Raw genomic sequence first — 21,117 nt, 5'->3', positions numbered from 1 at the left:
CCCGAATAACGTCAGCCAGAAGTAAATAATTTGGCTTGCTCTATCAAGCACACGTTATGAGCGAATAACTCAACTCATTATCCTGCAATGTCCGTTTGAAAAAATAAGTAAATCGTAACTGAATCGCCTATGTTTGAGTACGATAGTATAGAAGCCATCATTGCTTTGATCGGCGTGTGCATTATTTACTACGTCCCACGAAACTAAGTAAAGATTACTTAGAAGCTGGTTGTTGCAGTTTGTTGAGTTCCATCACCAGATAAACCATTTCCTTCGTTTCGGCGGAATCACCCATTTCCAGAGAAATCGGACCTTCTTCAGGCTGGAAGGTCAAATGAAACACCAGCCAGGGACAGCACAGCCGCTCGAATTTGATAAATTCAGCCAGATCACCAATGATGGCATTATCTGAATTTTCGAATACCAGTTCGTAGCTATTCGGATGCTCAACGGCACGAGTCACCTGTTTAAAAAGGGTTTGGTGCAGTTCATTCATTCGCTTGATCTGATCTTTGTCTGTAAGCTTGCAAGCCAGGGCGATTTTCTTTTTCAATACGGATTCGGTTTCCATCGTCTTTGTTGTTTTGGTCTGAGCCAGGCAGGATAATACGACCAGCCAGGCAAACCCGGTAAGCATGAGTGCTTTCATGTTTTTTCTGGTAAATTTAAACGGTGGAGTATAGTCCACGGTCAAGAGCAAAACCAATAAGTATTTATGCTTATCAGGATTATTCCCAAAAAATCGACTATTTCTCGCAAAACGATCTGGTAATATGAAAAAAAACGACCTATGGCACAACTAATTTTGGGTTAGCATACGTACGCTATCAAACCTTCACCCGTTAAAATTAATGAGTTTTTAGGGATCGGACCTGATTGCCTGGGAATCAAATCGTTGACTTGCCTCGCTCTAAATTAGGTGTGTAAACGGGCGACGAATCGCAGCTACGGACTTTTTCCGAGGAAGGACTAAAGGCTTTTAAAAATAGTAATGCCCCTCTGCGGTACAGAAAACGATGGTTTTCTGTACCGCAGAGGGGCAAATAAAGTTGCACTTCTAATAAATTGAACTAGCTTGACACAGCCTAATAAAGTTTCTTCAGTGTACTACAAACTTTCATCACTCAGGAGGGTATATCTTTAGTTTGATTAGCGCCCCCGCCCTTGCCTACTTCCCTACTTCCATGCCCTTGCGATGAATAGGTATCTCTGGCAATGTTGAGTATTTGTACTAGCGGTTTTACCCAAATTTTCTTTTCGTTTTGTGGTGCGATCATAGCTGTTTTTATTGAGATTTAATTTGTAAGTAACATGTTATCAATGATTTAAAGCAGTTACCAACAACTAATTACTCATTTTCAGCTCATTTATTTAGACAAAATAAATTTAATAATCGGCCGCCTTTATGCTTGCCAATAGCCTCGCAAACCTTCCAGGCTTTTTATCCATGCCTCTGTTGTGATGGGTTTAATCCAAAAAGCCTCCGCCCCTAGTAGGGTGACCTCAAGGATATCCTCGATTCGTTCAGTCGAACTCATCATTACAACTGGAATAGATTGTGCAGATGAACCGGTTTGTTTCAGTTGACGGAGGAAGTCGATGCTGTCTGCTCGGTTGGGTAGGTATAAGTCCAGCAAAATCAACCGAGGCAGCATTCCCTCTTTAATTAAAGCATCCAGAAAACTCATACCGGTTGAGGCACGGGCAGCAAAAACAAACTTTACCTCCGGTAAGGCAATGGGTAAGTGCTTATTTAAGAGCTGTAACGTGTCAAAATTGTTTGCGACGATCAGTAAATTGCCTTGGGTTGGGTCAAAAGTCATGGCAATGCATTGCTTCCTTATTTAGATACATTATCAATAAGATTAACGAAGAGCCAAAAGTAATGTTTCAAACAATACGGATTCGGATTATAAATTTCTTTTTTCGGAAAATAAACGATGAGCCAACGGCCACAGTAGCGTTTTAGCAGGGTTTCTTGTCAAAAGAGGCTCGTTTAGAAAAACTGGGTAGACAGCTGGACTGCCATTTAATCAGGACTCAGTTATTACGCAACTTCATTCAGGTTAAAGGGAGAGCAGCAGAAGTCGAAGTAGTGCTCGAATTATTCGAATCATTGACCATACCCCCTTTAGGGCACTTTCGCCAACAATAACCCTGTAAATCAGCACATTAACGAATGACCTTTATGGAACACTCTCCTTAAAGATTGCCGCTTGATCATAAAAATAAAACGATTGGCTTACGGGTGAGTTTGACAAGTACTAGTGGAGAGTTCTATCCCTGGTTAAGTTTTAATACCATTTTAGTTCTACAGCAGTTATGAAAACCAAGGATCGACAGGAAACCTCCCTGACCGGAGAGGACCGACAGAGTAACTCATCAGATACTAAAGGCCGACAGCGTCGCTCACGCAAGCTCACCATTTCGCGCAGCTACGGCTCCTGGGCACCCCTGGTGCTAACGTTACTCTTTTTTGTCAGCTTACTCCTGACGTATGCGCTCATCCAGCCCCAACCCCATACAGGACTTACGGGTAGAATTCTGTCGATGACGCCCCTGTTCAACAACTCCCCTGCTTTCCTTTTTTCACTGGCTATTGCCAGCCTGATTGGTTTGATGTGGCTCCCTTCACTGGAAGCCTATTCGACTACTAAACCTGCCCCCCTCGTCGGGCCTACCAGGACTAAAGCCCGTTTAGTCCATACTCCGGAACGACATCCGGCATCCTCCTCGCTAGACGTCCCGCACCGACCTATCCAAATGATCTCCCTGGATACATCGACTATTCAGGATTCACTGCATCAAGGCTAGTCCAAACAAAGGCTGTTGCCCGGCTGGAAGCGCCCCGTACAGTAGCTGAAGCCCATTTGCCAGTTAAGTCCGTTCATTTTATAGTACCCTTACGATCATGCAAACTGCCTGTTCGCGATTTGAAAAAAATCGACGTATTTCGTTGATTCAGGAGTCAGGTTTAACCCAATACAGCCATCTCCGTCAGTTTGGCCTCCGACTACTGGTGGTGACCATCGGTATTTTTTATACGTTAGCCGTACTGGAAGTTGATCCGGGGGAAACCGGTGATAGCTTTGGTGATGTCTTCGATACGTATGTTCACAGCAAACCACTTGGTACGTCCAATACGGTAACGGTTATTCAGGAACGTAAGGGTGAGTCAGTAGCCACGGCTGTGAGGCCCGTTAAGCCGCTGATTGCTTCCCCTGCCGGTTGGTTAATTTTCCCCTCCCTGCCGCTGCTGGCTTTTTATAGACATAGACGACATAAACACAGGCCACTGCATGTGCTGAACGCTGTCTGGCGTCTATGAGCGCTTAGCTCGCTTCTCTTTCCTGCCCCGACTCCAGGGGCCGCCTATCTCGTTTTTAGCTGTAAACTGAACAGGTCCTTCCGGGTCTTATTCAGTCGATTTCTGTCCTGAATAAGCGACGGCCGCTTTGCTATGCCTGGTCTTTTTCAGTGCTGTTGGTATGCACGTACTTCCCTGACCGTTCGGCAACGCGTGCCCTTTACGAAGCACAGCCCGTAGCGTTTAAGCGATGGCTGTTGGGCATGGCTATTCCCGTTACTGGCGATCAGGCGACAACTCACCAGTCCTTTTCTGGTTTCGATACCTATGTTTTTTTCAACTCACTCGCTGGCCAGTAGTCATGGTTGGTCATTCTTAAGTCAAGTACTCAGTGGACTCGTGCTGATCGTTCACGCCAGCTCTGGGCAACTCATACCGATTACGTCTCTAGATTCCTTGCCCCGAACCTTGCCAGGGGCAGAAGATGTCCCCTGGTTAAAGAATACCGGTTTTACCGATCGAACCAGCTGGCAGGTGGAACTGGGCGGCTTCGCATCCTCATCCGGCACGGTTCCTTTCTGGCTTCAGACCAATCAGTTTGGGACCGTACCCAAGCTCGCGCCATTGGGGCTAATGAAAGCAGCCGTTCACCGGGAGTACCAGAAGGCTACCAGCCGCAAAATTCCTAAAGTGGATTGGGGATATGGCCTAGAAGTGGTGGGCTGGACAGGAACCCTCTACCAGGCTTTACTGGCAGAGGGTTACTTGAAGGGGCGGCTGGGCAAGATAGAGCTGATGGCGGGGCGACGCCGACAGATTATTGGTCTGGCCGAAAGCGCGCTGTCCTCGGGTTCCTACATCTGGTCGGGCAATGCCCTGCCCGTCCCGCAAGTGCAGCTCAGTATACCCGATTACATTCCGTTAAAATTTAGCCGGGGCTTTATTGCCCTCAAAGGGTTTTATTCTCATGGCTGGTTTGGCAATGGCCACTATGTGCAGAAATCGTTCCTGCATCAGAAAGCGATCTATCTGCGATTGGGTAAACCTACGGCCAGGGTCAGACTCTATGGCGCCTTTACCCATCTGGCTCAGTGGGGCGGGTATGCTCCCTTTCTCGAACGGGACCCGACCAGCTCCTTTGAGGGCCAGTTAGCCCAAAGCCTGGAAGCTTACCTCAATGTCGTGCTGCCCATGAAAACCGACGCACTGAAGAACCGGGCCAAGTTTACCACCTTCGATCAGAACCGGGTGGGCGATCACCGGGGTTCTGCCGAATTGTCGCTGGAAATCAAGTTGGGACAGACGACCCTGTATGCCTACCAGCAGCATTTTTATGATCTGGGCCGAAAGTTATACAACCTGCGCAACATTGAAGATGGCCTGTATGGACTACGACTGGTGAATCACAATGCCCGGCCCTTTTTTGAGGAAGTGGTATTGGAACTGTTCAATTCGGGGAATCAGGGTGTGCTTCAATTTGGTAAAAGCCTGGGTGGGGAAGCCGAGAATTACTTCATCAATGGCCAGTATCCCGAAAGCTGGTCGTATCAGGGGCGCACGCTGGGTACGCCCTTTATCAGCCAGGCCAGCGATACACGGGCGGATTTACCCCGGCTGCCGTTTTCGGGCTACACGCTCGACAATACGTTGATCGAAGGCGTTCATGGCATCAATAACAACCGGGTTCGGGCATTCTATGGGGCTGTTTCGGGCTGGCTTGGCTCGGATTGGCACTATCTGCTCAAAGCGTCCTATAGCCAAAACTACGGCATGTTCGCGATCCCGTTTCCCGCCGAGACGATGCAGCTATCGATGATGACCTCGCTCACCAAATCCATTCGCTGGTTTGGCGGCTCTTCACTGTTGCTGGCGGCAGGCTATGATCAGGGGCAGTTACTGGCCAGTGCGGAGCAGATTGGGGGCTATCTGGGTTTGCGCAAAGCCTGGAAAACTCACTGAATTGTCTTTCTTCAATTTTCCGCCATTCACTCTTAAGCATGAAATACAGTCAGTTATGAATCTTCTTAAGCAACGAAACATGTATAAAACGGATTTGCCCGTCAATTTTCAGAGCTGGAATGAGTTTTATGACGAATTGGTCCGGCTGGGCCAAATTCAGCCGACCATCGATATCATCCAGATTCGGGTATTTAACACCTCGAGCGCTTCCCTTGCCTCGTTCAACAATGACCGTTCGTTTACTCAGTACCTGACTTATGAGCGGACATACATCGATCAGATGTGTCTGGCCGAACTGCGACGGGCTCGCGCAGATTCGTCTCATCGCACCTTTACCATTGACGAACTAACCGAACTGATCCGGTTGGTCAGCAATCAAGCCTCCCGATTGAAACACTGGGATCTGCTGGTCAAGCTCAATGAGGAACTACTCGCCCAACAGGTACGGAAAAAAAACCAGCACTCTTATCGAACAGTATCTGGCCACGAATCCAAGTCTGATTAGTCGCTTAAAAGTCCTGGTCTATTGTCAAAAACCGCTCGTAGCGTTGGGCAATCGAGCGGTTGCACAACTCCATACGCGGATTAACCTGAAATAGGGATCAATCATTTTGATTGATCCCTGAATTAAGTTATTCTTTTCTGCGAAGTGAAATTATACTCTGAAGTACAACCGATGACATAACTAACAGTAAGCCTATATAAAAGGAAGCATTTACTGTTTTGCTTTCGCCAAAGAATAAAAAGGCCATAATGATGGCATAAATTGGCTCCAGATTAAAGCTCATATTGACCGTAAAGGCGGGGATTCGCTTTAACGATTCTGCAAATAAAACATATAAGCCAACCGTACAAAACAGCGATAAAAGCACCAGATAGACTGTGTCCTGTACATCCGGAATCAGGTTGGTAACCGGAAAAAAGTAGAAGTAGGCAGGCAGTACAATGCCCAACCCAATCGTACCACCGATCATCTGATAGTAGTTGATGAGCTTACTATCAAACCGCTGCACTAACCGTTCATTGTAAAGGGTATAAAGAGCGGCAAATGCTGATGAAACCGTCCCGAGCGCAATACCTACTTGATAGGAAGCATCAAAATGAAAGATCAGGCCAATTCCTGCTAAGGTTAGCAGACTCAGCAGCAATTCAGAGATTGCCAGTTTTTTCGTGAAGATGGCTCCAAATACGGCCGTAAAAAAGCTGGTCAAACAATAGCAGACGACCCCAATCGAGATATTGGCGTACTTAATGCTGGCATAAAAGAACACCCAGTGAATCGTGATGAAAAGCCCGATTTTAGCAATATCGTATTTCTCCTTACGACCAATAGTAGTACTTACCTTGAATAGTTTAAGAATCAGAAACAGCCAAACCGCAGAGAAGAAAACCCGATACCAGACGAGAAGCCCTTCATTGAGGGAGATAAGCTTACCAAATACTCCGGTAAAGCCAGCAAGTATTACAGCGAAGTGTAATACCAGATATGATTTTTTCATTGAATTGTCAAAGAGCCCTGGGGCAAGATTTAAAATTAGTAATGCAGTTATGTTGAAGCATGACATACCCGGCCTAAGTTGCTCTTAGGCCTTCAGCTTCAAGACGTCATTAAAAATTTAGAATCTTGGTGGGGGAAGACAACTCTTCGTGTTCATCGAAAAATCATTTGTGCAAACATAGCGAATTCAGTTCACACTATGGCCTATGGGTACATACCAGCTCATAAAACGCCAGTTGCTGCGGTCATCGTACAATAGCCCAACTCGTCAGGTGACCAGGCTCCGCGCCCAATACCTTATCGCAACCTATCGGCTCGCCCGTTGCGTCAGATATCGTGATCCGTAACCCCTATTCGCTCTTCAGAACTTCCGCCGGATTACTCTTCGCTGCCTTCATCGTCTGTGATCCGATCAGAATAAAGGCGATCAGTAGAACCGCCAGCAAACCAACAAATAGCTCGACGATTTGCACGGGTGTATGATAAGGAAAATTTGTGAGCACGACATTTTCGAAGAACAGGTACGTTACGGGCAGAGCGATGAGTGCCGATATCGACAGCTGTACAAGAAAACCGCGGCTCAATAAGTAGATAAGGTTGCCGGAGCTGGCGCCCATCACTTTGCGGATGCTGATTTCCTTCAGCCTGGTTTCGGTGGTGAATGCCACCATGCCGAACAGCCCCATCGATGCGATGGAAATGGCGAGGAATGACAGGAAGCCTATGATCTTGATCATCGCGGAAAATTCGCTATAGGCCTCTTCTATTGCTTCGTCATAGAATTCAGCGTTAAATGGATGCACACGATCGATCTTCTTCCAGGTTGATTCGATCCTGGCCATGGTCGCCGGCATGTCAGTGCTTTGTATTTTGGCATTGATGACCGCCCTGTCTTCGGGCGTCCAGGACATGAAGGCTACTGGCCCGATGAGGTTATCGACCTTCCCATAGTGAAAGTCTTTTATAACCCCAACAATGGTCATCCTGCGTCCTTTTATTTTGAAATTACTGAAGGTAATCTCTTCCCCAATTGCTTTTCCGGGGTCTTTTTTACCGATGTTAAATCGTTTTAAAAACGCCTGATTAACGATCACTTCACTGACGGCTTCCGATGTGGTAGGTCGCGCAATAAAATTCCCCCCGGCAACGAGCTTGTATCCGTGTAAGGGCAGGTAATTTTGGTCGACGTTGTTGGTCATGACCAGAGCCGAGTCACGTGAATCTTTGTATTTCATGTGCCCCCCCCAGGCATTGCCAATGCTGGTGATGATCATCGACCGCGATAGTGCGGTTACCTCCGGCATCTCGCTCAGTTCCTTAAGAAGTGCCTCGGGTTTATTACCCTGCATATTAATGTTCAGGATGTTTTCTGTATTGAATCCCAGGTCGAATGCCAGTATGTTTTTATACTGCACATAGCCGACGGCGGTTGCTGTTATAAAGATCAGTGTGACTGTGTATTGAATCACCACCAACGCGCGTCGGAGGGATAGGTGCTGGAATACTTTCACCGACGACACGTTCCTGAGCGCATTGATCGCGCTGACTTTCGAGAAGAACAATGCAGGCATGAAGCCGGCAATAACTCCGACGGTTACCGAAAAGACGGTGAAGGCGACAACCATAGACGGAGTGAGGTCGAGCTTGACCATGCGCTGCATCTCCGGGGCCATGTTTATCAGCTGCGGCCGCAACAGCAGAAACAGGAAATATGAAAGAACAAGGGATGCCAGGGAGATCATGATTGCCTCTGCCAGGAATTGTTGCCGTACCTGGCCCTTTCCGGCACCGATCGCTTTGCGAAGACCTACTTCTTTAAACCGGCGCATAGAACGTGCCAACGAAAGATTAGTATAGTTGAAACACGCAGACAAGATCACAACAAATGCGAGTCCGCCGAGTATCCAAAGCACAACCGGAGGCACATGAGGGCCAACGGGTCCCATAGGGCGACGAAGCTCCTCTCCGACCACAATCTCATATAAAGGAAGTAGCTCAAGCTGGATCTTCGTGTTTTCATCGGCAAGATTTTCTTCCCTGGCAATTGCGTCGAGCTGCGACTGGATTGAAGCCATGTCGGCGTTTTCCGGCAGCAGAAAATACACGTAGTTCGACCACATGTTTGTCCATTTGTCGAAGCTTTTATCGTTCCGGTTGAGCTGTTCGGCGGTCGACAGCGATACCAGCGCTTCGAACTTGATATGCGAAAAGAAAGGAACGTCCTTCATGACACCAGTCACCTGGTAATCGAGTGTATCGAGTTTGATCGCTTTACCGATCGCAGATTCGTTTCCGAACAGTTTTTTCGCTGCTGTCTCCGTCAGAACGATCGAGTAAGGGTCTTTCAGCGCCGTTTCGGAATTGCCTTCCAGCATGGGAAATGTAAAAATCCTGAATAGCGACGGGTCAGCCCAGTAGCCTTTGATGGGAATAATAGTAGAGCCAACCCTGGCATCCTGCGAAAAGTCATTGCGCAGAATTGCCACTTCCGCGCCGGCGTACCGATCAATGCCGATCACTTTTTCCCGAATAAGCTTTCCGGTCTTTATGGATGTCGTTCCAAACTTGCCAGCCTGTTCACCTTTGGTAGTCGCAACGTTGGTGATGCGATAGATTCTGTCCCCATTCTTGTTGAACCTGTCGTACGAACGCAGGTCCAGCACGAACGCGATCAGCAGTAACCCGACGGACATACTGATAGCAAGGCCAACAATATTGATAACCGAGAACAGTTTGTTACGCATTAAGTTGCGTCCCGATGTTTTGAAGTAGCTTCCGATCATGATCCAGTTGATAATAAGGTTGGCAGATTTTGGTTTTCGTACTGTATAACTTCCGAAGCACCTGAAGGCATCGATACTGTAGGTCAGCTTCGCGCGACGCGGCCCGATGGATCGGATCGTACATTCCGCCCGACGTATTCACCTGATCTACAGTAAGCTCGTCACGTACCCATAAAAAAATAAGCAGACCACAAGTCAGGCTTTAGGCTAAGTCCAGCATAGTAATCGCCGGGAATGACTTATTCCCCCAGAAGCTGCGAAGCGCAATTTTGAGGAAGTTAGCATAAAACGGATAAATCAAATTTAGTGCCAGCACTGAAAACCAGCTTTAAGGTACTCATAGCCATAACCGAGAGGGTAACACTGTCCAGAAGCGGACATTGCGCTGTCCATGATTGGACAGTAAAATGGAGAGCCAATTGGTATTTAAAATACGGATAAATGCGCCAATGTGTAGTGATGTAGTAGCCGTTCATCCGAGCTTAAGTTAATTGGATCAAATTTTTCGAACTATTCGGTAACCATCTTGACAAGTTGAAGTTTCCAGGAAAATTTCAACTCATGAACAGCAAACAACTTCCTCTAACACTCAGCCTGTCAGCCTGGCTTATCCTACTAGTTAGCTCCTTTGTATACAGCCAGCCTACGCCTGCTTCCCCTACCATCGATGAGTTTCTGCGAAATAAGATGAAAGAACGCCGGATTATAGGGCTACAGTTGGCCGTGGTTCAGCATGGAAAAATTACGCTGCTTAAATCCTTTGGCCTGGCGAATGTGGAAGACTCCCTGCCGGTTACCAATCGAAGCATTTTTCCCATTTACTCCTGCACCAAAGCTTTTACGGGAGTAGCCATGATGCAATTGGTCGAAGAAGGAAAGGTGGATCTGGCCGCTCCGGTATCGCAGTACCTGGATGGGCTGCCCGCAGCCTGGCAGCCGGTGACGATACGGCAATTATTAACCCATGTTTCGGGTCTGCCCGATATAAATCGAATTTTAAATCCCAGCACCTACGGGCTTCAGGGAATTGGTAGTGAAGAAGCCGCCTGGGCAAAAATCCTGACCATGCCGATGGATTTTCCGACCGGTGAACAGTTTGCCTACAACCAGACAAACTATATCTTATTGGGGAAAATCATCGATAAATTCACCGGAAAGCCGTTTGCCCAGGTTTACAAAGAACGTCAATTTGACCTGGCCGGTATGCCTTCAACGGTCTTTGGCGATTCCCGCGATATCATTCCCAAAAGCGTGCATTCGTATGCATATGTCACCCGGCTGGATGGGAAGGCCCTTGGATTGGAAAAACTGATCCATTCCTACGGCGAACATCCAACCTTTAAGCGCACCGCTTCTGGCCTCAATAGCACGGCTGAAGATATCGCGCACTGGGTAATTGCTCTGCAACAGGGTAAGCTTTTTAAGACGAAAACAGCACTCAATACGTTATGGACGGCGGGTATGTACAACAATGGAAAGCCCACCCAATGGGCTCTGGGCTGGGTAACCAAGCCTCGCCCCACCCATAGCGCGGTGACGATCACCGGCGGATCGGTATCCGCTATTTTTGTGTATCCTGAGGATGAGTTGGCCATCATCGCCCTCACCAATCGGTCGGGGTCTTATCCGGAGGAATTTCTGGACGAACTGGCGGGGTATTTTAACCCCGCTATTCCGTTGGCCGATCCCATCACGGCATTACGGATGCAACTGCAGACGCGTGGCTTTACGCAGGCACTTTCCATTGCCGATGAATTAATACGGAAGGGCAAAAGTAGCTGGCCCACGGAGAATGATCTGAATGATTGGGGATACCGGATGATGAATGGCGGGGGTAATGCCCAGCATGCCCTGGAAGTGTTCAAGCTAATCGTTCGGCTCTATCCCGATAGTTGGAATGCGTATGACAGTCTGGGGGAAGCCCTCTTGAAAAACGGCAACAAAGCCGAAGCGATCAGTATGTATCGAAAGTCCGTCGAGTTGAACCCCGATAATCAAAATGGAAAAAAGGCATTAGCGCGATTAGCGAACTAGTACTCTTCCCATTTCTATTTTATACGTACTGGTCATGAATGGGGTTGATTCCAAACCTATAAGCCGGGCCGCCGATGCGCCGGGCCGCCGATACGGTTTTTGAAACCTTATAGGTTTAATTGACTGAGCACTAGGCATAATCAGGACAAATACAGGCGTCTCGGGGTATGAGAAAACTACGTTTAAACAGATCAGCTAAAGCTTCTGTATACGATAGCTATTCAGCTTAATGCTTTGCTGATAAATGACGGATTAATCCCTGTAATTGATCCCGCAAACCGATAAGCTCGTCCAGTTTCATTTCCTCACATAACAGTGCACTTACCAAAGTCTCCGGGATCATGGCCGCATCGGTCTGAAGCTGATGCCCTTTCTCCGTGAGTTTGACAATTACTTTCCGCTCATCCTCTTTTGAGCGTTGCCGTTCCAGCAAGCCCAGTGTTTCCATTCGTTTGAGCAATGGTGTTACCGTATTGGTATCTAACAGCAATTGTTGCGTAATCGAATTAATGGGGATCTCATCGGTTTCCCATAGAACCAGCAGAACCAAATATTGGGGATAGGTTAAGCCCAGTTTATCCAAATAGGGTTGATACTCTCTGGTGATCAGCCGAGAGGCTGTATACACGGGAAAGCATACCTGGTTTTGTAGCTTAAGTTGTTGTAACATCATTGGTTAAATCGTCAACGCTCAGGACTGAGTAGTAAAGATACCGATTAAAGGCACATCGATTAATGGGTAAGCTGCTTTCTACTCCGCCATGCTTTCCAGGCGCCTGTAGACCACAAAGCCCAGATGACCAGAAGTGGCTGAAAGGGCAAACGAAGTGTACGGGCCAGATCGGTATTTAAATGAAAGGCATTGGTATGATTGACTAATTGGGCGATGTTACCCGGAAAAACTAACACAAAGAAGGCCGCTACCACCCAGCCCGTAACAACCCGCTGCCGGGACCAAAAAAGTAACGACAGGCCCAGTGTTATCTCGACAATACCTGACAGAATAACTACCAAATCGCTGTCTATTGGTATCCAATTTGGTACTTGAGCCTGAAACTCATCCCGTGACCAGCTTAGATGGCTCGTTCCTGCAAAACTTAGAGCCAGGCCTAGTACTATCCGTCCAATATGCTGGGCGATGGTCGTTTGTTGCGTGTTATTGGTTGTGGGCATGATCCAGGAGTTCGTCGATAAAAGTAAGGCTAACCTCCACATTATTACGGATTGCTTTCGAGTAGGGACAGGTAGCGTGAGCTTTGTCCAGTAGCTTTTGAGCAGTGATGTGATCTACCCCTTCGATGCGAACGGCCAATGATACAGCCAGGTTAAAGTTAGTCGGGTCTGCCATTTGAAGACCGACCGTAGCCGAAACCGTAGAGTTAATTTTCAGTTTTTGTTGCCGGGCTACCAGATTTAAGGCGCTATCAAAACAGGCTGCATAACCAGCCGCAAAGAGTTGTTCAGGATTGGTAAAGGCACCCGCGGGTCCTCCCATTGACTGAGGCACCCGTACGTCGAGCGATAAGACACCATCGTCACTTGCTACCTGACCATCCCGTCCACCCGTAGCGTTAACCGTTGTTTGATATACAGTTCTCATTGGCTTCTATTTGTATCGCTTACGACATAATCGTAAGCGATACAAATATATAAACTCTTTCAACGTGAACCAAACGGGTTATTGAGCTTTCACCATCAGCAACACTTGCTATGTATGCTTAATTGACCAGATGGCCTTTCAAAACAACGGCTACAAAGCGGAAGACCTGATTCCTATCAGTTTGTCGCCTGCGTTGACTCATGGATGAGTAACTGGCTTCCTGCTTCTTTTGAGGTAACAAACAGGTCCTTATTCCTTATGAAAACGATTCTGGTTCGCACCAATTTAAGCCCCATGACAACGTATGCACTGGACATCACGGTAGACCTGGCATGTACCCAGCAGGCTGAAGTTGTTTTGCGACAGGCCTTTCCAGCAAATTGCCCGAAACGAACGATGAATTTGTACTCATCCAGAATAAGGTAATTTGCCCATGAACTTCGCATCGATTAAACCCTATTGGGCTAACTGCTTTCTACTGACCATTCCTGTACTGATCTGGGATCTTCTGTTGACAGATAAACTGCCGGAAGCCTATCAGCCGGAGGTGTTCCGGCACGACATTCCATCCTGGATTACGTACGGAGAATCTATCTCACAGACAATCATTTTCGTATTGGCACTGCTGATGCCCATCCGTATGGCGTCAAGCCTATCGAAAAGGAGTCTCTTCTTGTACGTAGCTGGCCTGTTGATCTATTTCGCTTCCTGGTTACCGTTGATTTACTTCCCGGCGAGTAGCTGGAGCTATAGTCTCCCTGGATTTATGGCCCCCGCTTATACACCCGTACTGTGGTTAACTGGCATTGGGCTGATGGGTAATTCGTTTTACCTCAACGTTTCGTTCCATCGCTGGTACTTTCTCTCGATAGCCTTGCTCTTTATTCTGTTTCATATCGTTCACACCCATCTGATTTATAGCCGGGTTCATAAGGCTAACCACCAGACACGGCTACGTGCAGGCCCATCGCTTTTGCCTACTGCGTGGCCAGGTAACTCCGCCCACCGATACCCGATATAATTTACCATCCACCTGATTTTGTATCCGCCTGCTTCAGTCCTTGCATACGGGTACACCTTGATTTTTATCAGGCTGGGGGCTGACCCTACTCACAGTCGGAGCCTTCACTTGACCCCATCTTTGCCAGTGCGATGGCTACCTACACTTGGCATCCACACGCGTGACGGTATCAAAACTCGCCTGATCTGTAAAACTCAAATGTATTTTTTGAGGTTGATAACGTATTATCGCCTACGTTGTTATGGAGTGTGGTGATTCACGGCAGATCCAATCATTACTTATTGACTTTATAGTAAATCGAAAACGGGTCGGAACGTCCAGCAATAGCAACCGGTCCGGCAACGCCAAACGAATTCACCTTCCTCTGATAATGCGATGACTGAGAACCCAATCGAAACTCGTTATTCCCACACTGAAGATAGCCTGACGGCTATTGACGCCTACTGGCGAGCGGCCAATTACCTGTCAGTGGGGCAGATGTACCTGCGCGCCAATCCGTTGCTGCGAGAACCGCTAAAGCCAGAGCATATTAAAGCAATGCTGCTTGGCCACTGGGGAACCACACCGGGGCAAAATTTCATTTACGCTCACCTGAACCGACTTATTCGGGAACACGACCTGAACATGATTTACCTGTCCGGCCCAGGGCACGGAGGTCCGGCACTGGTGGCCAATACTTATCTGGAAGGAACTTACAGCGAAGTATATTCCAACATCACCCAGGATGAAGCAGGTCTGAAAAAGTTGTTTACCCAGTTTTCGTTTCCGGGTGGCATCCCTAGCCATGTATCGCCCGAATGTCCAGGCTCCATTCACGAAGGAGGTGAGTTAGGCTATTCGCTGAGCCATGCGTTTGGCGCCGTTTTCGACAATCCGGATTTGATTGCCGCCTGCGTCGTGGGCGATGGTGAAGCCGAAACAGGCCCATTAGCTACGGCCTGGCACTCGAACAAGTTTTTGAACCCGGTAACCGACGGCACCGTATTGCCCATTCTTCACCTGAACGGGTATAAAATTGCCAACCCGGCTGTTCTGGCCCGCATTAGCCACGAAGAACTTCAGCAGTTATTCTTCGGCTACGGCTGGACGCCATATTTTGTCGAGGGTGACGATCCCAAGGTCATGCACCAGGCAATGGCCAAGACACTGGACGAGGTTATCCAGACTATTCATGGTATCCGACAACAAGCACGCGGGCAGAGCCAAACCAGTCGGCCACGCTGGCCAATGATTATCCTGCGTTCACCGAAAGGCTGGACGGGTCCTAAAGAGGTAAATGGCCTGCCCGTAGAAGGTACGTTTCGGGCGCATCAGGTGCCTATTACCGACCCAGCTACCCATCCAGGGCACCTGGCTCAACTCGAAACCTGGCTGAAAAGCTACCGCCCTGAAGAGCTGTTTGATGAAGCAGGTCGGTTAATACCCGAACTACAAATCCTGGCACCGCGGGGAAACCGACGCATGGGTGCGAACCCACACGCCAATGGAGGTCTGTTATTAAAGGATCTGCACATGCCCGACTTTCGCAGCTACGCCATTTCGATTGATCTACCGGGTAGCGTCCATGAATCGGATACAACCGTGTTGGGTCGTTTTTTACGGGACATCATCAGGCTCAATGAATTGCAACGAAATTTCAGGTTATTTGGCCCTGATGAAACGCTGTCGAATAAACTGAACGCGGTTTTTGAAGCCACCAATCGCCAGTGGGAGGGCGAACAAATTGCATCGGATGAATTTCTGGCTTCCGACGGCCGCGTGATGGAAATGCTAAGCGAGCACCAGTGCGAAGGCTGGCTGGAAGGTTATCTGCTGACTGGCCGACATGGTCTGTTTAACAGCTACGAAGCGTTTATCCATATCGTCGATTCGATGTTCAATCAACATGCCAAGTGGCTGAAGGTAACACGAAGTATCCCGTGGCGACGCAACATAGCTTCCCTAAATTACCTGTTGGCGTCGCACGTCTGGCGGCAGGACCACAACGGATTTACCCATCAGGACCCAGGCTTTATTGATCTGGTGGTCAACAAAAAATCGGAAATTGTTCGGGTGTATTTACCTCCCGATGCCAACTGTTTGCTTTCGGTGATGGACCATTGCCTCCGGTCACGGCATTATGTCAATGTGGTGGTAGCCGGTAAGCATCCAGCACCCCAATGGCTGGATATGCCCTCCGCTGTAACCCATTGCACGAGGGGTATCGGGATATGGACCTGGGCCAGTAACGATACCGGATTCGAACCGGACGTGGTGATGGCCTGCGCCGGCGATGTGCCTACGCTGGAGACGCTCGCGGCTGTGTCTATCCTGCGCCATAACCTGCCTGATTTAAGGATTCGGGTGGTGAACGTCGTCGACCTGATGCGGCTCCAGTCCGCCAGCGAACACCCGCATGGTCTGGATGATACGGCCTTTGACTTACTTTTCACGGAAAATAAACCCGTAATCTTTGCTTTTCACGGTTATCCATGGTTGATTCACCGACTGACTTACAAACGGACCAATCATCGGAATATCCATGTTCGGGGCTACAAGGAGGAAGGCACCATTACCACGCCATTTGACATGACCGTACTTAATGAGCTGGACCGCTTTCATCTGGTTCAGGACGTCGTTGATCGGTTACCTCAGCTCAGGAATCGGATGGCCTACCTGAAGCAGGAGATGCAGGATAAGCTAATTGAACATCGGCAGTACATCAATACGTATGGCCAGGATATGCCCGAGGTACGCAACTGGACCTGGGGTAATTAAGGAAATTTCCGACAGGATTGACAGCCGTGGAAACCAATACCCATCGAGCTGCCAATCCTGTCGAAGTAACTGTTGGAAAGCATATTATGACGAAATCCATATTCATCGCGTCGGTAGAGCCGTATACTGGAAAATCATTACTGGCCTTGGGTTTAGTCAATAGCCTGCTGGGAAAAACGCAGAAAGTGGGCTATTTCAAACCCATTATTACGCAGCAAACGCCTGGACAGAAAGAAATTCATATCGAAGCCATTCTGGATTACTTCGCGCTGCCGATCAGCTATGAAGATACCTACGCATTTACCCAGCAGGAAGCTTTGCAACACATGGAGTCGGAAGGCCGGGGTGAAATGCTCAATTCTATCATCAGCAAGTATAAAAAACTGGAAGAAAGCTGTGATTTTACGGTTATCGAAGGGAGTGATTTTCTAGGCGAAGGCATCGCGTTCGAGTTTGAGTCCAATGCCGCCATTGCCAAAAACTTGGGCGCACCCGTCCTCATTATCATTACCGGCGAAAGCAAATCTACCGCACAGATCATCAGTTCGGCCATGAGTGCATTACAGGGCTTCGAAAGCCGGGAGGTACAGGTGCTCGGTATGGTTGCTAATCGGGTGAAATCCGATCAAGTGGAGGATGTACGGGAATTACTCCGAATGCAACTACCTACCGACATGATGCTCACTGTCATTCCGTGGGAAAAACAGCTGCAAAGTCCGACCATGAAGGAAATCAGAGACGCCCTTGGAGCCAAGGTGCTCGTGGGCGAAAGCCTGCTTACCAACCAGGTCGATAATTTTGTTACGGGTGCCATGATGCTGCCGAACTTCCTGAATTACATCAAAGAAAATGTGCTGATCGTAACGCCGGGCGACCGGGGCGATATCATCATCGGGGCATTGCAGGCAAATCTATCGGCCAATTATCCCAAAGTTGCGGGGATCGTGCTGACGGCCGGTACGGAACCCGACGAACCCATCACCCGCCTGATTGCGGGGCTACAGACGGTCATTCCCATTCTGGCCGTGCAGCAGGGCACTTTTGGTACGACAACAGCCATCGGGGCCATTCACTCACGCATTACCGCCGATAACCGAAAGAAAATCGAACTGGCGATCGACGTATTCGAGAAGAATGTGGATACCAAAGCGCTGGATAACCGGCTGGTAACCTTTCATTCGGAAGGGATTACCCCGCACATGTTTCAGTATCAGCTCGTCAAAGCGGCCCGAAGCCAGAAAAAACACATCGTTTTACCAGAAGGAAATGACGACCGAATTCTGAAAGCAGCCGCCCGGCTGGTCGCACAAAACGTTGTAGATCTGACTATTCTGGGCGATGAAACCGAAATAATGGCCTCCGCCAAACGACTGGGCTTAACCCTCGACACCAGTGTAGTGTCTATTATTAATCCAGCCCAGTCGGAAAACTACGATTCATACGCGGCAACGTTGTACGAACTACGCAAAGCCAAAAACGTGAACCTCGATATGGCGCGGGATATGATGCTGGATGTATCGTACTTTGGCACGATGATGGTTTACCAGGGACACGCCGATGGCATGGTATCGGGGGCGGTTCACACGACCCAGCACACCATCCGGCCTGCTCTGCAATTTATCAAGACCAAACCGGGCGTGTCTCTGGTCTCTTCGGTCTTTTTCATGTGTCTGCCCGATCGCGTATCTGTCTTTGGTGACTGTGCCGTAAATCCAAACCCAACGGCCGCACAACTGGCCGAAATTGCGATCTCCTCTGCCGAAAGCAGCGCACGATTTGGCATTGAGCCGCGCATAGCCATGCTTTCGTATTCGTCGGGAACGTCGGGAGAAGGCGAAGACGTAGAAAAAGTACGGCAGGCAACTGCTATCGTTCAGGAAAAACGACCGGATTTAAAAATTGAAGGCCCTATTCAGTATGATGCAGCCGTAGACCCACTGGTTGGCAGCCAGAAGTTACCGAATTCCGAGGTAGCCGGTCGGGCCAGTGTGTTGATATTCCCTGACTTAAATACAGGCAACAACACCTACAAAGCGGTTCAGCGGGAAACGGGTGCGCTTGCTATTGGCCCCATGCTACAGGGCCTCAACAAACCCATTAATGACCTGAGCCGGGGCTGCACGGTAGATGATGTGTTCAACACAGTTGTCATTACGGCCATTCAGTGTCAGGATAGTGTGTAGTATTTAAAGTCGATTAACAGGGTTCAGGATTGAAAACAGGTAAACCCGTTTTATCCTGTTAATCCTGCCAGAAAATAGACAAGCATGTACATTTTAGTTATAAACGCAGGCAGTAGTTCCCTAAAATACCAGCTCTTTGATATGCCATCCGATAAACCACTTTGTTCGGGGCTCATTGAACGAATTGGTACGGATGAGGCATTTATCCGACATAAAATCCTGACTACTGATCCTACGCAAACCATTGAACGGAAAGTCACGATTGCCGACCATACAGCCGGGCTTCAGCAGATGTTATTCTTATTGTCGGATGCCGAGATTGGCTTAATTCGGTCGGCCGATGAAATTCAGGCAGTTGGCCATCGCGTTGTACATGGGGGTGAACGTTTTGCTGGCGCTACGCTGATCACACCGGCCGTTAAAGAAGCGATAAAAGACCTGTTTCCGCTGGCTCCGCTCCATAATCCTGTCAATTACAAATGCATTGAAATCGCCGAAAAAACGTTTCCTAATGCCCGGCAAATTGCGGTTTTCGACACAGCTTTTCATCAGACGATGCCGGCATACGCTTTCCGCTATGCGATCCCGGAAGCACTGTACGCCGAAGAAGGCATTCGGGTTTATGGGTTTCACGGCACCAGCCATAAATATGTAAGCGAGCAAGCTTCGGCCTGGTTAGGCAAACCTGATGCTAAGCTCATCAGCCTGCATCTGGGAAATGGATGTAGTATTACCGCTGTACAAGCGGGCAAATCGATCGATACCAGCATGGGATTTAGCCCTTTGGCGGGCCTGGTAATGGGAACCCGTTCGGGCGATATAGACCCGGCCATTATTTTTCACTTGATTTCGAATGGCTACAGCCCTGACGAGGTGAATGATCTGCTCAATAAGCAGTCGGGCATGCAAGGGCTTACGGGCCTGAGCGACATGCGCGATATCCGGAAAGCGCTGGAAGCCGGTAATCGGGCAGCCGCCCTAGCCCTTGACATCTATGCCTACCGAATCCGGAAATACATTGGCGCTTATGTCGCCGTTCTGAATGGTCTGGATGCCTTGCTATTTACGGCAGGCGTCGGTGAAAATGACAGCGCCATGCGTGAACAGATTTGCAGATCCTTGGATGTATTGACTATCCATCTTGATTCCTCAAAAAACAGCGCTCATTCGAGTGAGATTCGGGACGTTAGCCGCGCCGGTGCTGCGGTTAAAATTTTAGTCATTCCTACCAACGAAGAGCTGGAAATTGCCATTCAAAGTTTTGAGCTGTTATTCCCTCGTTAACCTGGTAACTTCTGCTACCTAAAAGTCCAAAAAGCGGACTTGGTTTCTGACGGCGTACAGTTGTCAGATTTTAAAATTATTGACTCGCCAATGAAATTCGAAACGTGGCGTCTAGTTGGTTAACAAACTAGATGCCGGGTTTTGACAGATAAATTCTACTTTACAACTAGACAATTCATTTCATATAGGTATTCGACCATTTGGTTAGCCAATTTGTACTTTTTGTGATAAATAAAAATTAGCAAAATTGTGTGGCATCAGAATTGTTTCCATCCCGTCATACTATCAGTGCCAGAACGTTCAAAGCGCTAATGTCAATTGGGCTTTCCCGATCAAGTTCTTGATTACCAACTAACTACTTTTTTCACTTTCTTCAACCGCATGTAGTTGTCATAGCTTTGGGACACATAAAGCAATTAGTGAGTATAACAACTCAAAAGCAATATGGCCTACAGCTACCCTACTGAAGATAAGCGGGTATCAAGTATTTACCAATTCATAGTCATTACCTGATCGATATCGATTTGGAGCAAGGAGGTTCTAACTCAACTGTGCATAAATCAACTAGTACTCTTCCAATTTAATGGTTAGATAAAAGTAGCTATCTTTCCGACATGGGCCAAATCGCTAAACCGTTTGTGCTGTCGGAAGCCGATCTCACAACGCTCGACCAACTCGTTCGTAAAGGTAA

Annotated in this window: 18 protein-coding genes; 11 read left to right on the top strand and 7 right to left on the bottom strand. The window is 48.2% G+C overall.

Annotated features, from left to right (window positions below; genetic code table 11):
* Positions 1 to 214: 214 nt before the first annotated feature.
* Both GJR95_RS17025 and GJR95_RS17020 read right to left on the bottom strand, forming a co-directional pair.
* Positions 215 to 649, bottom strand: coding sequence for a hypothetical protein (locus GJR95_RS17025; protein WP_162387006.1), 435 nt, complete (start codon positions 647 to 649; stop codon positions 215 to 217).
* Positions 650 to 1,403: 754 nt separating this feature from the next.
* Positions 1,404 to 1,823 (bottom strand): response regulator, encoded by a 420-nt coding sequence (locus GJR95_RS17020; RefSeq protein ID WP_162387005.1) that lies wholly within the window; start codon positions 1,821 to 1,823, stop codon positions 1,404 to 1,406.
* 499 nt (positions 1,824 to 2,322) lie between these two features.
* Here GJR95_RS17020 and GJR95_RS17015 point away from each other — a divergent pair, with 499 nt between their 5' ends.
* The 5 genes from GJR95_RS17015 (at position 2,323) to GJR95_RS16995 (ending at position 5,771) form a co-directional block, all read left to right on the top strand.
* Entirely contained in the window at positions 2,323 to 2,814 is a 492-nt protein-coding gene (locus tag GJR95_RS17015; protein ID WP_162387004.1) for a hypothetical protein, read from the top strand.
* 97 nt (positions 2,815 to 2,911) lie between these two features.
* On the top strand, positions 2,912 to 3,328 hold the full coding sequence (locus GJR95_RS17010) for a hypothetical protein (RefSeq protein ID WP_162387003.1): 417 nt from the start codon (positions 2,912 to 2,914) through the stop codon (positions 3,326 to 3,328).
* Between the two features lie 149 nt (positions 3,329 to 3,477).
* Positions 3,478 to 3,666, top strand: a complete 189-nt coding sequence (locus GJR95_RS17005) for a hypothetical protein (protein ID WP_162387002.1) — start codon at positions 3,478 to 3,480, stop codon at positions 3,664 to 3,666.
* Positions 3,635 to 5,266, top strand: a complete 1,632-nt coding sequence (locus GJR95_RS17000; protein WP_162387001.1) for a capsule assembly Wzi family protein — start codon at positions 3,635 to 3,637, stop codon at positions 5,264 to 5,266. Before GJR95_RS17005 ends, GJR95_RS17000 begins: the two co-directional genes overlap by 32 nt.
* A 55-nt stretch (positions 5,267 to 5,321) precedes the next feature.
* Positions 5,322 to 5,771, top strand: coding sequence for a hypothetical protein (locus GJR95_RS16995; protein ID WP_162387000.1), 450 nt, complete (start codon positions 5,322 to 5,324; stop codon positions 5,769 to 5,771).
* Between the two features lie 127 nt (positions 5,772 to 5,898).
* On the opposite strand, the gene GJR95_RS16990 is transcribed toward GJR95_RS16995, so the two are convergent.
* Positions 5,899 to 6,765, bottom strand: a complete 867-nt coding sequence (locus GJR95_RS16990; protein ID WP_162386999.1) for a DMT family transporter — start codon at positions 6,763 to 6,765, stop codon at positions 5,899 to 5,901.
* A 349-nt stretch (positions 6,766 to 7,114) separates the two neighbouring features.
* Entirely contained in the window at positions 7,115 to 9,547 is a 2,433-nt protein-coding gene (locus GJR95_RS16985; protein WP_162386998.1) for an ABC transporter permease, read from the bottom strand.
* A 561-nt stretch (positions 9,548 to 10,108) separates the two neighbouring features.
* Between GJR95_RS16985 and GJR95_RS16980 the strand changes: the two genes are divergently transcribed.
* Positions 10,109 to 11,581 carry a serine hydrolase gene (locus tag GJR95_RS16980; protein WP_162386997.1) on the top strand — a complete coding sequence of 491 codons (1,473 nt, stop codon included), beginning with the start codon at positions 10,109 to 10,111 and terminating at the stop codon, positions 11,579 to 11,581.
* Positions 11,582 to 11,807: 226 nt separating this feature from the next.
* On the opposite strand, the gene GJR95_RS16975 is transcribed toward GJR95_RS16980, so the two are convergent.
* The 3 genes from GJR95_RS16975 to GJR95_RS16965 are packed head-to-tail and all read right to left on the bottom strand — an operon-like array spanning position 11,808 to position 13,181.
* Positions 11,808 to 12,254, bottom strand: a complete 447-nt coding sequence (locus GJR95_RS16975) for a MarR family winged helix-turn-helix transcriptional regulator (RefSeq protein WP_162386996.1) — start codon at positions 12,252 to 12,254, stop codon at positions 11,808 to 11,810.
* Positions 12,255 to 12,313: 59 nt separating this feature from the next.
* Complete coding sequence (locus tag GJR95_RS16970; protein ID WP_162386995.1) at positions 12,314 to 12,754, bottom strand: DoxX family protein; 441 nt, start codon at positions 12,752 to 12,754, stop codon at positions 12,314 to 12,316.
* Positions 12,738 to 13,181: an organic hydroperoxide resistance protein gene (locus GJR95_RS16965; protein WP_162386994.1), complete on the bottom strand. Its 444-nt coding sequence runs from the start codon at positions 13,179 to 13,181 to the stop codon at positions 12,738 to 12,740. The genes GJR95_RS16970 and GJR95_RS16965 overlap by 17 nt, the downstream gene beginning before the upstream one ends.
* Before the next feature lie 258 nt (positions 13,182 to 13,439).
* Here GJR95_RS16965 and GJR95_RS16960 point away from each other — a divergent pair, with 258 nt between their 5' ends.
* The 5 genes from GJR95_RS16960 to GJR95_RS16940 all read left to right on the top strand — a co-directional run bounded on the left by GJR95_RS16960 (position 13,440) and on the right by GJR95_RS16940 (position 20,426).
* Entirely contained in the window at positions 13,440 to 13,607 is a 168-nt protein-coding gene (locus tag GJR95_RS16960) for a hypothetical protein (protein ID WP_162386993.1), read from the top strand.
* A 7-nt stretch (positions 13,608 to 13,614) separates the two neighbouring features.
* Entirely contained in the window at positions 13,615 to 14,202 is a 588-nt protein-coding gene (locus tag GJR95_RS16955; RefSeq protein ID WP_162386992.1) for a hypothetical protein, read from the top strand.
* 375 nt (positions 14,203 to 14,577) lie between these two features.
* Complete coding sequence (locus tag GJR95_RS16950; protein ID WP_162386991.1) at positions 14,578 to 16,959, top strand: phosphoketolase family protein; 2,382 nt, start codon at positions 14,578 to 14,580, stop codon at positions 16,957 to 16,959.
* 86 nt (positions 16,960 to 17,045) lie between these two features.
* The gene (pta, locus tag GJR95_RS16945) at positions 17,046 to 19,142 is read left to right on the top strand and encodes a phosphate acetyltransferase (RefSeq protein WP_162386990.1); all 2,097 of its coding nucleotides are present in this window, start codon (positions 17,046 to 17,048) and stop codon (positions 19,140 to 19,142) included.
* An 84-nt stretch (positions 19,143 to 19,226) separates the two neighbouring features.
* The gene (locus GJR95_RS16940) at positions 19,227 to 20,426 is read left to right on the top strand and encodes an acetate/propionate family kinase (RefSeq protein WP_162386989.1); all 1,200 of its coding nucleotides are present in this window, start codon (positions 19,227 to 19,229) and stop codon (positions 20,424 to 20,426) included.
* The last annotated feature ends 691 nt before the right edge of the window (positions 20,427 to 21,117 follow it).

This window comes from Spirosoma endbachense, assembly GCF_010233585.1.
Lineage (GTDB): Bacteria > Bacteroidota > Bacteroidia > Cytophagales > Spirosomataceae > Spirosoma > Spirosoma endbachense.
The sequence above is the reverse complement of the archived record's forward strand: the minus strand, read 5'-3'. Positions and strand labels throughout refer to the sequence as shown.

Excerpts from the sequence above, each read along its gene's own strand:
- GJR95_RS16940 (WP_162386989.1), top strand. The coding sequence starts at position 19,227 with ATGTACATTTTAGTTATAAACGCAGGCAGTAGTTCCCTAAAATACCAG.
- GJR95_RS16975 (WP_162386996.1), bottom strand. The coding sequence starts at position 12,254 with ATGATGTTACAACAACTTAAGCTACAAAACCAGGTATGCTTTCCCGTG.
- GJR95_RS16950 (WP_162386991.1), top strand. The coding sequence starts at position 14,578 with ATGACTGAGAACCCAATCGAAACTCGTTATTCCCACACTGAAGATAGC.
- GJR95_RS16995 (WP_162387000.1), top strand. The coding sequence starts at position 5,322 with ATGAATCTTCTTAAGCAACGAAACATGTATAAAACGGATTTGCCCGTC.
- GJR95_RS16990 (WP_162386999.1), bottom strand. The coding sequence starts at position 6,765 with ATGAAAAAATCATATCTGGTATTACACTTCGCTGTAATACTTGCTGGC.
- GJR95_RS17025 (WP_162387006.1), bottom strand. The coding sequence starts at position 649 with ATGAAAGCACTCATGCTTACCGGGTTTGCCTGGCTGGTCGTATTATCC.
- GJR95_RS16960 (WP_162386993.1), top strand. The coding sequence starts at position 13,440 with ATGAAAACGATTCTGGTTCGCACCAATTTAAGCCCCATGACAACGTAT.
- GJR95_RS16985 (WP_162386998.1), bottom strand. The coding sequence starts at position 9,547 with ATGATCGGAAGCTACTTCAAAACATCGGGACGCAACTTAATGCGTAAC.
- GJR95_RS16965 (WP_162386994.1), bottom strand. The coding sequence starts at position 13,181 with ATGAGAACTGTATATCAAACAACGGTTAACGCTACGGGTGGACGGGAT.
- GJR95_RS17000 (WP_162387001.1), top strand. The coding sequence starts at position 3,635 with ATGTTTTTTTCAACTCACTCGCTGGCCAGTAGTCATGGTTGGTCATTC.
- GJR95_RS16970 (WP_162386995.1), bottom strand. The coding sequence starts at position 12,754 with ATGCCCACAACCAATAACACGCAACAAACGACCATCGCCCAGCATATT.
- GJR95_RS16980 (WP_162386997.1), top strand. The coding sequence starts at position 10,109 with ATGAACAGCAAACAACTTCCTCTAACACTCAGCCTGTCAGCCTGGCTT.
- GJR95_RS16955 (WP_162386992.1), top strand. The coding sequence starts at position 13,615 with ATGAACTTCGCATCGATTAAACCCTATTGGGCTAACTGCTTTCTACTG.
- pta (WP_162386990.1), top strand. The coding sequence starts at position 17,046 with ATGACGAAATCCATATTCATCGCGTCGGTAGAGCCGTATACTGGAAAA.
- GJR95_RS17020 (WP_162387005.1), bottom strand. The coding sequence starts at position 1,823 with ATGACTTTTGACCCAACCCAAGGCAATTTACTGATCGTCGCAAACAAT.
- GJR95_RS17015 (WP_162387004.1), top strand. The coding sequence starts at position 2,323 with ATGAAAACCAAGGATCGACAGGAAACCTCCCTGACCGGAGAGGACCGA.
- GJR95_RS17010 (WP_162387003.1), top strand. The coding sequence starts at position 2,912 with ATGCAAACTGCCTGTTCGCGATTTGAAAAAAATCGACGTATTTCGTTG.